General features: G+C 47.2%; 11 protein-coding genes. 3 read left to right on the top strand and 8 right to left on the bottom strand.

Annotation, left to right across the window (positions count from 1 at the left end; all coding sequences use genetic code 11):
- Positions 1-8: 8 nt before the first annotated feature.
- From cysT to BM283_RS04330, 7 genes are all read right to left on the bottom strand, one after another.
- Complete coding sequence (cysT, locus tag BM283_RS04360; RefSeq protein WP_090690045.1) at positions 9-842, bottom strand: sulfate ABC transporter permease subunit CysT; 834 nt, start codon at positions 840-842, stop codon at positions 9-11.
- On the bottom strand, positions 839-1,735 hold the full coding sequence (locus BM283_RS04355; RefSeq protein ID WP_090690044.1) for an EAL domain-containing protein: 897 nt from the start codon (positions 1,733-1,735) through the stop codon (positions 839-841). The genes cysT and BM283_RS04355 overlap by 4 nt, the downstream gene beginning before the upstream one ends.
- Positions 1,732-2,604, bottom strand: a complete 873-nt coding sequence (locus BM283_RS04350) for an EAL domain-containing protein (protein ID WP_090690041.1) — start codon at positions 2,602-2,604, stop codon at positions 1,732-1,734. Before BM283_RS04350 ends, BM283_RS04355 begins: the two co-directional genes overlap by 4 nt.
- 187 nt (positions 2,605-2,791) lie before the next feature.
- A complete protein-coding gene (locus BM283_RS04345; RefSeq protein WP_090690038.1) occupies positions 2,792-3,106 on the bottom strand; it encodes a DUF2325 domain-containing protein in 315 nt (104 codons plus the stop codon).
- A 51-nt stretch (positions 3,107-3,157) separates the two neighbouring features.
- The gene (locus tag BM283_RS04340; protein WP_090690037.1) at positions 3,158-4,156 is read right to left on the bottom strand and encodes a sulfate ABC transporter substrate-binding protein; all 999 of its coding nucleotides are present in this window, start codon (positions 4,154-4,156) and stop codon (positions 3,158-3,160) included.
- A 41-nt stretch (positions 4,157-4,197) separates the two neighbouring features.
- Complete coding sequence (locus tag BM283_RS04335) at positions 4,198-5,781, bottom strand: alginate export family protein (RefSeq protein ID WP_254776155.1); 1,584 nt, start codon at positions 5,779-5,781, stop codon at positions 4,198-4,200.
- A gap of 130 nt (positions 5,782-5,911) precedes the next feature.
- Positions 5,912-6,151, bottom strand: a complete 240-nt coding sequence (locus BM283_RS04330; protein WP_254776153.1) for a YezD family protein — start codon at positions 6,149-6,151, stop codon at positions 5,912-5,914.
- A 416-nt stretch (positions 6,152-6,567) separates the two neighbouring features.
- On the opposite strand from BM283_RS04330, the gene BM283_RS04325 reads away from it, so the two are divergent.
- Positions 6,568-7,938 carry a toll/interleukin-1 receptor domain-containing protein gene (locus BM283_RS04325; RefSeq protein WP_090690034.1) on the top strand — a complete coding sequence of 457 codons (1,371 nt, stop codon included), beginning with the start codon at positions 6,568-6,570 and terminating at the stop codon, positions 7,936-7,938.
- Between the two features lie 3 nt (positions 7,939-7,941).
- Positions 7,942-11,466 carry an nSTAND1 domain-containing NTPase gene (locus BM283_RS04320; RefSeq protein ID WP_090690032.1) on the top strand — a complete coding sequence of 1,175 codons (3,525 nt, stop codon included), beginning with the start codon at positions 7,942-7,944 and terminating at the stop codon, positions 11,464-11,466.
- Between the two features lie 415 nt (positions 11,467-11,881).
- Here the strand turns inward: BM283_RS04320 and BM283_RS04315 are convergent, their stop codons facing one another.
- Positions 11,882-12,742 carry a DUF4231 domain-containing protein gene (locus tag BM283_RS04315; protein WP_090690028.1) on the bottom strand — a complete coding sequence of 287 codons (861 nt, stop codon included), beginning with the start codon at positions 12,740-12,742 and terminating at the stop codon, positions 11,882-11,884.
- 286 nt (positions 12,743-13,028) lie between these two features.
- Between BM283_RS04315 and BM283_RS04310 the strand changes: the two genes are divergently transcribed.
- Positions 13,029-14,447: a TRAFs-binding domain-containing protein gene (locus BM283_RS04310; protein WP_090690026.1), complete on the top strand. Its 1,419-nt coding sequence runs from the start codon at positions 13,029-13,031 to the stop codon at positions 14,445-14,447.
- Positions 14,448-14,549 lie beyond the last annotated feature (102 nt).

Raw genomic sequence — 14,549 nt, 5'->3', positions numbered from 1 at the left:
CAAAATTCTCATGCTAATGCGTTGCGGCGGCGACTCCACCATTGCAACAGGTTGATAATGAGTAACAGAATAAAAGAGATCACCAGCATGACGACCGCAATGGCGGTGGCGCCGGTATAGTCATACTGCTCCAGCTTGGTAATGATCAATAATGGGGTGATTTCCGAAATCATCGGCATATTGCCCGCGATGAATATGACGGACCCGTACTCTCCAATAGCGCGCGCAAAGGCCAAAGCGAAACCTGTCATCAGTGCGGGGAAAATAGTCGGGAAAATGATGCGCAAGAAAGTCTGCAGCCGATTGGCACCCAACATGGCCGCGGCTTCTTCCAGTTCCGTTTCGATATCTTCCAGGACAGGCTGTACTGTGCGCACCACAAACGGCAACCCAATGAAAGTCAGCGCCACGTAAACACCAAGCGGGGTAAAGGCAATTTTGATCCCAAGCGGCTCAAGCACTCGACCAATCCAACCGTTGCCGGCATAAAGGGCCGTAAGGGCAATTCCCGCCACGGCAGTCGGCAGAGCAAATGGCAGATCGATCAGCGCATCGACGACTCGTTTGCCAGGAAAATGATAACGAACCAACACCCAGGCTACCAGCAGCCCGAATACCGCGTTGGTGAGTGCGGCGGCAAACGAGGCGCCAAAGGTCAGCCGGTACGAGGCTAGCACACGTGGTGTCGTCACGGTCGCCCAGAATTCCGGCCAGTTCAGTTCGGCAGTTCGAATGAATGCCGCCGAGAGTGGAATGAGTACGACCAGACTGAGATAAAGTAGGGTAAAACCCAGCGCGAGGTTAAACCCGGGTAATACGCTATGCTGTTTGAATGTACTCACTTATACTCCTTCTTAGATTCAAATTTTCTTGCCTCTTCCGGTGTTTGTGTCAAATTGGGATTCAGGGTTTCTTGGATCAGTCGAGGTGAAATGGTGTGAATGGCGCGCACTGGCTCGCTGAGAAAATGACCTTGCAAATAGTCAGCACCAAGACGTTTGGCAGTGGTTAACTGCTCAAATGTGGCAATATCCCATATCAGAACTTTCGATCCGAAATGGTGAGCAGCTTTAATGATGGCATCGATGACACGATAATTGAACAGATAGGATGCTTTGATCCGTATGATTTCCGGATATAAGCTACCTAGCTCTGGCATCCAAGCGTTATTCGAACTACTATGATAAGTAACTGCAATGGTGTAGCCGCGTAAGTGATAGTTGTTAATTACTTTCTGCAGTAACTCCCGGTTATGATTGATGGTGGGAGGAATTTCAATCGTAACTCGGGAGGTTTTCACCCCGATCAAATTAAGAAAATCTTCAAACGCACGCCCATGATCGACCTTAACCGTTTCCAGAAGAAGCGGGTGTACGCCTACAAATAACTTTTCGTCTGATCTGGCAGCTTTATTATTGAAATAATTGAGTGCGTGCACTGCCCGGCATAAGCGATCCAAATGAACCAGTTGCTCGTCATTTGTCGCTTGAGCAAAAACTTGCCAGGGCGAGAGTGAAATTTCTCCATCCGACTCTGAGCGGATATGAGCAGTGTGCCCTATCGTCTTATTTTGAGCCATATCGATAATAGGTTGAAAAGCGCTGGTTAACCTGCAACGATAAAATTGTCCACTTATCCAGCCACCTTGGTCTCGTTCCAGAGAGTAGTCTGTAGCCGATCGGATTAACTCAAATTCATCTTTAACTACAAAATTTTTGGGAGCAAAAATATTCATGGAAAAACTCCTGTTAATCCTGTTTTTTCTTTAATAAACTCCGGTGAAATCATATGAATAGCCCGTGCTGGTTTGCTGAGAAAATTTCCCTGCAGATAATCTACCCCAGCCTTGACGGCCTCAGCCGCTTGATCGGGAGTTTCGATATCGTAGGCCAGCACGATTGCACCAAAGCGATGAATGGTTTCTATCAGGGGCACTACTGCGTTATACCGTAACAGATCACCTGTTGGAATTCGCAAGATATCTGGATATAAACCGCCAAGCTCCAACATCAGTTCTAACATCCAGTCGTTACTGCCGCTATTAAAATGAGTTGCAATCTGATAGCCACGCGAGCGGTAGTTCTGAATGATTTTTCTGAGCATTTTCCAATCACGATTGATTTCACTCGGCAGTTCGATCACTACGCGTGAGGTGGGCACTTCAATCAGGTTCAGTACATGCTCAAATGCCTGGCCATGATCGTCTTTGACACTCTCCAATAATCGTGGCTGCACACTGACAAATAATTTACCTTTCTGATAGGACATATGATTAAAATAATTCAGGGCGTGGATCGTACGGCATAAACGATCGAGTTTAGCTATTGGGCTGTCTTCTGGTGTAAGAGCAAAAATATGCCATGGAGCTGTAGAGAATTGCCCATTTGATTCAGAGCGGGTATAAGCGATATGGCCAATGGTCTTGTTCTCGACAGTGCCCAGGATAGGCTGGAAAACACTGGACAACTGGCAATTATAGAAAGATCCTGTAACCCAACCTTCTTCGGAGCGTTGCACTGGATAGTCGGTAGCTCCCAGAATACGTTCGAGTTTACGTGACAAGCTCGCTTCGTTAGCAAAAGTATCAATCGTAGGAATAGACATGGAAAAACTCCTGTTAAATGAGGTATTGATCTGCGTGGCAGAAGTTGTTTCATTGTTGGGCGTGGTGGTCATTCCAGTTTCTATTTCTGCATAGTCAGCAGAGTTTTATTATGAGGAACGATTAATTTGATTTCTTCAAATCATTCACCGGGTCAAGATAACTTTTCTGCCACTGAAAACTCATTGCTCAAAAACTGTAGCAAGCACAACAGTCCTCATCAGTTTTTCCCCAGTGCAATAATTTATGTCTGAGCTCATGAATGGAATGGCGGCAATAAATGAGAGGTATGCCTTTACGGTTGGCCTGGTTTTTCAGTGAAATGGCCAGACTATGATTGACGTAATCGCACACCATGATAATCAGGCGGATATGATTAGAGAACGTGCGTTTTACGAATCCTTTCTTACGCCCATGCCAATGTTCGACTTCAGTATATCCCTGCGCAACCACTTGAAGTTTCAGCGACTCAACCTGATCACCGCCAACAATTAACACACTCATGTTTTTTTCCTTAAATGTTGTTTACGAGGGGGGTGCCCAACCCCTGTTTAGTTATTTCAGATAGATCTGATCAAATGTACCACCATCATCGAAGTGAGTTTTTTGTGCATTTTTCCAATTCCCGAATGCGTCATCGATTTTGAACAGCTTGATAGCTGGGAACTGCCTGGCATACTTTGCAGCAATTTTTTCATTAATCGGCCGGTAGAAATGTTTAGCAGCAATCTCCTGGCCTTCATCCGAATAGAGGTACTGGAGATAAGCTTCAGCGACTTTGCGTGTGCCTTTCTTGTCGACCACCTTGTCGACCAGAGCAACAGTAGGCTCGGCAAGGATACTGAGCGAAGGGACAATGATCTCAAATTTATCCTGGCCATATTCCTTAAGGGCCAGGAACGCCTCGTTTTCCCACGAAATGAGCACATCGCCGATACCGCGTTCGATGAAGGTCGTGGCTGAACCCCGTGCGCCGGAATCCAGTACAGGTACATTTTTAAAGATATCCGAGACAAATTCTTTTGCTTTGGCTTCACCAAAATACTGTTTGCCGAATTCCCACGCCGCCAGATAATTCCAGCGCGCGCCCCCGGATGTTTTGGGGTTAGGGGTGATCACCGCGATGCCTGGTCTGGCGAGATCATTCCAGTCCTTGATGCCTTTCGGGTTGCCTTTGCGTACCAGAAAAATGATGGTTGAGGTATAAGGTGAGCTGTTATGGGTCAACCGTGTTTGCCAATTGTCCGGCAGGAGCTTGCCATGCGCTGCGATGGCATCGATATCTGCCGCCAATGCGAGCGTGACCACATCAGCATCCAGCCCATCAATCACAGAGCGTGCCTGTTTGCCGGAGCCGCCATGTGATTGTTTGATGGTCACCTTCTCGCCAGCCTGTGCCTGCCAGTATTTGCTGAAGGCGGGATTGAATTCCTGATACAGCTCGCGTGTTGGATCGTAGGAAACATTCAGTAGCGCTTTGTCGGCAAATGCGTTACTGCCAATCAGTAAGCTTGCTGCCAACAGGGGGATCTTTAACCATTTAGTTTCTTTCATGTTTTTCCTTTAATGTATAAGTTTGAGTAATTTGAACACGCTTATTTAAATGCTCGGATGGAGACTTCCACGTAGAAAAAATTTGAGCTGTCTCTGGATTCTCCCAAAGCTGCCATTTGCCGGTTTTTGGTAAATTCCCCATTCATAAAATGCGAATACCCGATAGTGGTGTCGACTAGCGATGTTAATTTGTAATTGACGCGTGCATTGATCGATTGCCCGATAAAGTCGCCGCTTTGGCCGGTTGCATCGCGGTTGAAAGGGTTAGGGGTTGAAATGTTTAACAGATTGTTAAATCGATCAGTGTCACTGGCTAGCCAGAACCAGCTATAACCGCCGTCGATGGACACATCCTTATGGGGTGAAAACTCAAATACTATTTTGGGCGCTTTAATGTTTTCCATCACGATATAGTCATCAGGTGACCAGGGGCGGGCAAATCCAAAGAAGCGTTCAAAACGATTGTCGACATGGTCTTTAGGATTGCGGTCACCACTGACAAAACCATAAAACGCGCTGAGCCTCGGTTTCCAGTCATGCTTAAAGGTATAGCCAAACTCAAGCAGATAAGACCAGGCTGATTTTTTTAGGCCGTTATCTCGGCCAAACTGATAGATGGTGTGCAGATCAAAATCGATATTGGTCCCCGGCAGCACCCCATAAGCACGGATGGCGGGTGAATAGATGTCGCGCTCTGGTTGACGTCCCTCTCTATCATCCTGCTTGAGGCCCATGAAATAAGGCTGGATTGTGATGACGTCAGACCACTTGCGCCAATGACCAATGGCACCGTAAAACCATTGGCTTTTGTTGCGCCCATCAAACTCATCAATGTCACGAATGACTGGCTGCACGCCCCAGGAATCGAATTCCCAATCATTGGCTTCCTGCCCGAAGGTGACGCGAAAACCTTCAAAATTATTGGTGGTATTGCGCCATTGGTTGTTCCCGAGCAAACGCCGGTCTACCGCCTCCCAAGCCATGCGCCCACCACGAATTCGGATTGGGCGGTTATTTCCCAGATCATCTTTTCCCAGCGCATCCTTGAAGTACAGTTCACCATAGGTTTGAATCAACTCATATGGATTCCAGTCACGGTTATCTCTGGGAAATTCGCTGTTATAACCGCGCGAATCTTGAAATTCGACTGCCATCCGGAACGGATCGAGAATATTTTTAATCCCCACGTACGCGCGGGTGCGCAGCAGGAAGGGATAATCCGTTAAGAGATTGTTGCGCCGAATATCGCCATCACGCAACTCAAACCGTGTCCGATGATCCACGCCAAAATCCAGCCAGTGGAGATCCTTGAATAGGGGATATTCAGTCTTGGCCATATTACGCACATAGCGAGGGGGATCAGATTCAGGTGTCGTGGCATAGCTGCGTGCACGCTGAAAATAAGTGGTCTTTTGGGGCGTTTCTGGTTTTGCGGCTGCAGGTTGTTCCTTGGGTTTGATGGCCCATTTATAGGGGTCACCTCCAGTTGCTTGTGCTATTTGCAACATAGGTTGCTCTACTACTTGAGAATTTTTAAGCAATACAGTGCTTCCATTTGCTTGAATTGAGGCAAGAGGCAACATGTTTGCTGTAAAAAGCAAAATGATTCGCCAGGAATAGTTCATTCATCTCTCCCCAATGTCTTTCCGGTCATCCGGTCAAGCCATTGCTGTTTATTTTTTTCTTTCTCCAGTCTTCTGGTCGAGGTGATGTTAAGTTTCTGAGCAAACATAATTGAATTAAATGACTAATGCGTTATTTGGTTTTTTGAATAGGATCAGCGTGACGGATGCGAATTTTTTCACGACACTCGATCTGCATGACTTGACCATCATGAATAATGATCTCGACTGAGCCAAATTGAATACGGGCAATCGCTCGCAGAATCTCCTGCTTGATATCCTGGGGAATCAATTGACTGCTTTGTGGTGCCGTGTTAGGTATCATTGCATTGAGAGAGTGTATTATTTTATGGCTACGCACTTTAACAGTCATTCTTTATGCGTAGAAATAATATTATTTCATTTGTTTATCACTTTTTTGTATATGTCAACTGACAAAAACTGATGTGCTGCCAAGCATGCAGAAAAAGGAGGTACAAAATCATTACAAGTGAGTTGTAAAATTCTTGCTTGAGAAGATCAATGAACCATTGGTAAACCACGTGCTTTTGCCGGTTTGGTCGGGTAACAGGTATGAGATGGTTAATGAGTTGCTCGCTTTCGCTTTTATAAATTCGAGATTATGCCGGGTGGCACGGCACATTAGTGCTGCTGATTAAAAAGCGTAAGAATATGCGTTTCTACTCGTGGTATTAAAAGGTTAATGCGGCAGTATGGTAGACTTTAGCCATGGTTGCTGCTCTCATAACATCCACTCCCCTTGACATATAGAAAAACGGTAAACACGCAATGAACGAAAGAAGCTGGGACCGTTTACTGAAATCGATCGAAGATGGATTGGTGGTGCCCGTGCTCGGTGCTCAAACCCTGATTGCCCCAGGCAGCAATGGTTCCTTTCAGGCGCAGGTAGCGCGTCAACTTTTGGAATTTTATAACAGTGAGCCGGGTAGTCATCCGTTGCCGCCATTTCGCGAATTAAATGAGGTGGTCACGCGCCTTAAGCACGATCATCCCATACAGGACCTGTATGGCGATATTCATGATGCCATCGAGAAACTGGCGCCCAAAAGTGAAACAGCCATTCCGGAACCGGTCAGACAAATTGCCGCGATTACCCATTTCCGGCTGTTTGTAACGCTTACATCGGACGATTTGCTCGCCCGTAGCCTGAGGACACGATGCGCAGTTAATGAGATTGTGCATTCTCCCTATCTGCCCACGAGCGAAGGCACAGATTTGCCCACTGACTGGTTATCGCGCCAGGGAGAGGTGTACTTGCTCTATATGTTCGGTAAATCACGGCCTGCACCCATGTTTGCCATTCACGATGAAGACATTCTGGAATATGTGCATAACATCATTGCACGCGGCAGCCATGTCCCGATCAAGTTTTTTGCCGAATTGCAGCAGCGTAATTTGCTGTTGATTGGCTGCAATTTTCCTGGCTGGCTGAACCGGTTCTTTCTGCGTCTGACTAACCTGCATCGACTGTCGAATACGCAAAGAAAACGCGAATGGATGATTGAAGCATTAAAACCGGAAGAGGAGCTGATCTATTTCCTAAAAAGCTATAGCGAGGGAACAGAAGTTCTGTCTGATATTTCACCGGCAGCATTTATCGCCGAATTGCATCAGCGCTGGCTGGCGCGTTATGGCGAGACAGCGGCGTTAGCGCCTGCGCAAGCTGAGGTTGTTCCTCATAATACGCTGTTTTTCATCAGCTATTGTCGTGCGCCAGATTATTCTGCCGCCGTTAAGCTGGTTGAATCGTTGAAGTCGCTGGGTGTGGCAGCTAACGAAATCTGGTTCGATAAATCCGTGATCGAACCAGGACAAGATTTTCGGGAATGTATTCTGAACGGCATTCGCACCTGCCGTTATTTCGTACCAGTCATCTCCAGTTCGGCTGATCAATTGGACGAAAAATTCTTTCGACGTGAATGGAACGAAGCGCTAGACCGGAGTAAATCGATCCAGGGAAGAACTTTTGTCGTTCCCGTCATCGTCGATCAAACTTACGATCCGGAACAATATCAGCGTGTGCCGCGTCAATGGAAGGATGCCTTGCATTTTGGTTATGCGCCAGCCGGTCTTCCAGATGAGCAGACGAATGCGTTATTGAAGAAACTCATTCGGGCTGAGCGACAGCGTAGCGTTTAAGCGATGAATATCCCACGCCAACCTTTGTTAGCTAACGCTCCTGAATCAGCTTCTAACAGCGGTGATTCAAAGACAGGTACTATGCTCACCGCGCAATCGCCGTGGCCAGGGCTGGCAGCTTACAGTGAGAGTGCAAATAACTTCTTTTTTGGCCGTAAAGAGGAAGCAGCCGAATTATTGCGCATGATTCGGCTGGCGCCGCTAACCGTTCTCTATGGTAAATCCGGCCTGGGTAAGACATCCTTATTACAGGCAGGGTTGTATCCATTATTGCGGGCTGAGCATTATTTACCTGTTCATCTGCGGCTCGATTTTGCACCATCGGCGTTATTATCGCCACTCGAACAAGCGATGCAGAAATTGCAGGATGCGCTGACCGAAGCAGATGCAGAATATCCAGCGCCGGCAAAAGAGGAAAGCTTATGGCACTATCTGCATCGTCGTGATCTCGAAATCTGGAGTCGAGACAATTATCTGCTGATCCCGGTACTGGTATTTGATCAGTTCGAAGAAATTTTTTCTCAAGGAGAGAAAACACCTGATCAGATTGAGCATATTCTGAATGCGTTAGCCGATTTGATTGAAAACCGAATTCCGAGTGAGCTCACCATTGGGGATGACAGTCGGCGTGCTCTGTCTGAGTTGGCATTGCAGGCGCAACGCTATCGTATGGTATTGTCCTTTCGTGAAGATTTTCTTCCGGAAATTGAAGGATGGCAGGGGCGAGTCCCCTCTTTATTGCGCAACCGCTTGCGTTTGCTGCCCATGTCCCGTGAGCGGGCCATTGAGGCGGTCATGGCTGCGGGCGCGGCTGTGCTGGCAGCGGGCGTGGCTGAACCGCTGATTGATTTTGTCGGCAATCTTGATTCTGCCACAAGCGGTGTACTACCAGTGATCGAACCGGTATTGCTGAGTTTGTGTTGCTATCAGCTTAATCAGCGTCGCTCACCGGATGGGAAGATTGATATCGCACTATTGCGCGAGGCTGGCCAAGATATTCTTCAGGATTTTTATCACCAGGCATTGACGGGTATGCCAGCAGCTGTTTCAGAGTTCATTGAAACCCATTTGATTCAAGGAAATCGTTATCGCAGTAGCTATCCTGTTGAGCAAGCGTTGCAGGATGGGTTTCTGACAAGGGATCAACTTTCACTGCTGGCAAATAAACACCGGCTGCTACGTATTGATCAGCAGTCAGGCATCAATCGGATAGAGTTGATTCACGACCGGTTGGTCAGTGTGGTGAGTAAAGCTCGTGACGAACGCCTACGGCAGGCGGAACTCCAGCGGCTTCAGGCTGAGAAGGAGGAGCAGCGGCGCCGGATGGTGCTCGAAACTGCACTGGAAAAACAGGCGGCGGCAGAAGCACTGGCAGCAGAACGGCTCAGGGCCACAGAAAGGGCACTAGCAGACGCTGCACAGTTACGCAAGCAGGCGCGACAACTGCAAGGCGCCTTATTGACGGTCATTATTTTGTTCGGAGTGGCAGGCTACGGGCTGTATCATGCCAATTTTGAAAAAAAAGAAAGAAAGCTGGCGCAACGCGAAGCCCTTAGCTTGCGTTTGGTGTCTGAAAGCCTGGATATCTCGAATGGCATTCGTCCAGGCGGGGATGAGCGTGCCCTGCTGCAGTTGCTGGCAGCAAAACAAATCGCACCTGGCAACAAAAAAGTGGATGCGGCACTCATCACGACATTGAACAGAACATCCAATATCCAGAAAATCTGGAATACAGTCACTCCGGTTAGTGCGGTTGCATTCAGTCCAGATGGTAGGCGTTTGTTCTCTGCTGGTGATGATGGGGTATTCAAAGGGTGGAGTATTCAGACGCACCCATTACTCGAGGAGCCGATAGCTATCAGTGAGAAAGGTGTGATCAGTCTTGCCTTTTCACCTGATGGCAAACGGCTGGCAACAGCTAATGCTGGTGGAACGCTGCGTGTATGGGATATCAACACCGCGCAACCCATCGGTAATAAGTTAGATGGGTTGCCAAGCGAAGAACCCATCTACAGTATCGCTTTTTCCCCTGATGGTAATCAGTTGATGACGGTAAGTAAGAGCACGTTTCGGCTATGGGATCTTCGGACGGGTGAATCAATGGGTGAATCATTGCTGGGGCATGAGGGTGCCATACGCAGCGCTGCCCTTTCTCCTGACGGTGGTCTGGTGGTGTGGGGTGGCGAGGATAAAACACTGCGGCTATGGGATGTTCAGACAAAAAAGCTGATGCAGGTATTAACTGGGCATAATGGCGCCATTACCAGCGTTGCTTTTTCACCTGATGGCGCACGATTGGTTTCGGGCAGCGAGGATAAGACTTTGCGACTGTGGAATACCCGTACTGGCCAACTCATTGGTGAGCCCATGCGTGGACACGAAAGTGCGGTGGTCAGTGTGGCATTCTCCCCAGACGGAAAGCAAATTGCATCAGTCAGCCGTGATGCGACACTGCGGCTATGGGACGCAAGCAATATTCAATTGATCGATGTGCCGTTGCAGGGGCACGAAGATATGGTGACGAGTGTGGCTTTTAGCCCGGATGGCAACCGCATTCTCTCGGCGAGTGATGATAAAACCTTACGTTTGTGGGATGCAAGTATGGGTCAGCCGATTGGTGAACCGATGAAAGGACATGAAGGCACGCTCAATGGCGCCGTGTTCACGCCTGATGGCACACGCATTGTTTCGGCTGCCAGCGATAAGACCTTGCGGCTGTGGGATGCCGTTAACGGCAAGCAAATGGGGCAACCATGGTATGGCCATGAAGACGGTGTAGAAACGGTCGCAATCAGTCCTGATGGCATGCGGGTTGCGTCAGGAGGGAAAGACAATACGGTGCGCGTGTGGGATGCACAGACTGGTCAACCGATCGGACAACCGATGCAAGGACATGCAGAAATGGTCAGAAGTGTCGCTTTCAGTCCGGATGGTGCATTTATAGTTTCTGCCAGCTACGATCATACCTTGCAGCGATGGGACGCGAACAGCCAACAACCTGTAGGGGAACCTATGCGCGGACACAAAGGGCCTGTGGTTAATGTCGCCTATAGCCCGGATGGGCAGTATATTGTCTCAGGCAGCAAAGATAAAACGGTGCGACTATGGGACGCCTATACCGGTCAGCCTGTCGGTGAGCCGTTACTAGGGCATGAAGCACGTGTCAATAGCGTTGCCTTCAGTCCTGATAGCCATCGTATCGTTTCAGGCAGCCACGATATGATGCTCCGGTTATGGGATGTCAACAATAGCCTACCCATGGGCAATCCGATGCCCGGACATCTGGGATGGGTATCGAGCGCTGTGTTCAGTCCTGATGGTATCCGCATCGTTTCGGGCAGCGCCGATAAGACGATACGTCTGTGGCCAGCGACGGTAACCTGGAGTGAGACACTCTGCAATAAACTGACACGCAATATGAGTCAAATGGAATGGCATGAGTGGGTATCGCCCGAGATCAAATATCAGAAGCAATGCCCTGATTTGCCAGTTCATGAAGACAAAGCTTCCTCGAATGAAACATCATAGAATTTATCTTAGAATCTGTTCAAAGTTTTTTGTTTAACGGAAAAAATACGATATTTGCAGGATGAGAGCACGTTATCCAAGTGATATTAGTCGCGAACAGTTCCAGCAGATGCGCCCGCCACTGGAAAGCGTACAAGAAGATCTGTCCGCGTCAAACCGATTGCTACGAAGTATTTTGTGTAATATGGTACCCACTCGAGAGTGGGTACCAGGCAAATTTCCGAAGTGGCGTACGCTCCATTCCCATAGGAGTGAGTTTGCCGGCGCAGGCACTTAGAGAAATCAGGTTAGTGAGGCCAGTATGATTCTATTTTTGATTTAGAAATGGAATTAGGAGTTGTCAAGTAGCCTCTGTCATGATTTCCTCACCATAACAATAGTATGAATTGTTCAATCCCATCACTATTTTCAGAACTTAAGATTCTATCCATAAACCCATCCAGGCACTGTTTTCTGCGGCCAGCACGGTTTCACATTCTTTTACCCAATCGGTTGATGTTGCTTTATCGATCTGCGTTTTTAGCCTGATGTTTTCAAGCCGATTGGCTGTTGCACGGTATATCGGAATCAGTTTGTCAAAGCGAGTTGCTTCCAGATGCGATACCACGACACCACCTAGCGTGGTTAGCACAGCGGTAATGGCTGCCAGATCAATATTCAGAAGGGGGGATGCGGCAAGTGCAGCAATAATGGCAGCGATGAGTGAAAGCATCCATTCCAGAGTATGCAATCGTTGGGAGTAGGTGTTATATCGTGTCGATCGATCGCGGTAATACTTGATTTGCTTCTCGACCCGTTGCTCCATATATTCATTTAGGCTGAGGTCCTGCCTGGGGCAACTTCCCAAACCCTTGGCTGTCTGCTCAAAAAGAAGCAGATCATTTACCTTATTTTCAATCTCACCCTTCTGATCCAGCAGAATTTTATCGCGTGTTTGAGGATCATGGTATGGGGCAGTCTGGGTAGCGTAGAGAAAAGCCTCTCTTTTTAATGCTTCCGACGCGATGCGTACACGCGAGTGGCGGTCAAGGACATCTTTGTTCAGCCATCTTGCCGTGATAAACGTGACAAATGCAAGACTGATCGCACTGAGTACAGCCAGATAATTGGCAATGCCGGGGTTAATTTGCTGGACTGCGAATGCGGCAAACAAAGCACCCAGGAATGAAGCGATAAAAGTTGAATAACGTGCGCGATCGGTGGCTGATTTTAGGGCATTCGCTGTTTCTGACCAGATTGCCTGACGGTCAGCTACGCATTCCAAGATGGACATCATAAAGCCTCTCTTTCTTCCGAACAGTTGTAAACAGGCACTACCGGCGCTAAATAACTTCCTAGCTATTCAATTGTAATACGATAATGTATTGTGACGTTGTTTTAAAGTGAGCTTTCGCATAAAACAGGTGAAAAAATATTTAATCGTTAAAAGTGCTTGCAGATGGCGATCACGCTTATTACAGTGTACTTAAAATCGATATCTGGTATTCGCTGCAACAGGTGAAGCCGCTCGTTTGGGTGGCATTGAACGATCCTAATCAGTTATTTACATAAAAGGTGTTGCCATGAATCCTTATTGTTTCGTTATCACCTCGTTCGGTAAGAAAGAAAACCTCAATGACCTGAGGTCGAAACAGTTGGCGGGGCAGAATGATCCCGTGCAGAAGATTGATTTCGATAAAATCTACGATGATCTGATCAAACCTGCCATTATTAAAGCGGACCTGGAGCCCTTAATAGAAAGAGAAGAAAAGGGCTTCGGGTCTATTCACAAGACGATGTATGAAAAAATCATTTTATGTGAATTCTGCATCGCAGATCTGACTAATTTGAATCCGAACGCCTTTTATGAGCTCGGTATGCGTTATGCGGTTAAACCGTTTACCACGATTCCGATTATCGCCTCCTCTCATTTTCCGCTGCCTTTCGACATTGGTTCTAACCGTACCTTTCCCTACCAGGTGGACAAGGATTTTAATCTGTCTGATAAAGAAAATGACATAAACAAGCTGGCGGATATCCTGCAGCATGCCAAGAAGAACAGGTCAACCGACAGTCCGCTATATGACATGATCAATGGTATTGCTTTCCAAAATGCAGTGGCCCATGAAAAGACGGATATTTTCAGGGAGAGGGTCAAATACGATGAAGCAATTAAAAAGGAATTGGCCTATGCCCGTAATTTAACAAATGATGACCCGAGCAAGATCAAATCGTTACGAATTGAGGCTATTAATCGGGTGATTGATAAATATAAGCCGCTTGAAAACATGGAAACAGCCGTATTGATTGATATCATGATTTCCTACCGGAACATTGAGGCCTTCAATGAAATGTATGACTTTATTAAACAATTACCCCGCTATGTGTTTGAAACCGTGATGGTGCAGGAACAATATGCCTTTGTTCTCAACCGCAACGCTGGCAAAGCAAGATCCGTTGATGAAGTGATGATACAGGAAGCTGAATCAGTTCTGAGAAAGCTGGAACAGGAAGGGAAGGCGAGTAGTGAATCTTATGGCATTTGGGGAAGAATACACAAAGACAAGTTTGAAAGGGCCTACAAAGCCGGCAATATCAATGAGGCTAAATTCTATCTAAAGAACGCCTTAAAGTATTATGAAAAGGGATTTGAGTCTGACCCGCGTGATGCCTATCCGGGTATCAATTATGTCACTTGCCTGGAATTGCTGGGAGAAAGGGAAAAAGCGCTGCGTTTAGCGCCTGCGGTAGAGTATGCCGTATGTGCCAAGATGAAACGAAAGACACCTGATTACTGGGACTATGCAACCTTACTCGAATTGGCGGTGATCGAAACTAGATATTCCGAGGCGGAGACATTTTTTTATGACGCTAAACCTATGGCAAGCGAAAGCTGGATGTTTGGTACCACAAAGGACAATCTGAAGAAAATCCTCAATTTCAGAAAAGCACGAAATGAAAATACCGATGAGTTGGAGAAAATTATAAACTTATTCGGTTAGCCAGCAGAGGTTTGCTAGCCTTGTAAAGTATTATATCGCTGACAAGAATAAAACTCTGTCCAATAATATAAAGCGCACTTCAATATACATACGTCCTTGAGG

The sequence above is a fragment of the Nitrosomonas sp. Nm34 genome (genome assembly GCF_900113925.1).
GTDB lineage: Bacteria > Pseudomonadota > Gammaproteobacteria > Burkholderiales > Nitrosomonadaceae > Nitrosomonas.
Note: the sequence above shows the minus strand (reverse complement) of the source record. Positions and strands in the feature narration are given on the sequence as shown.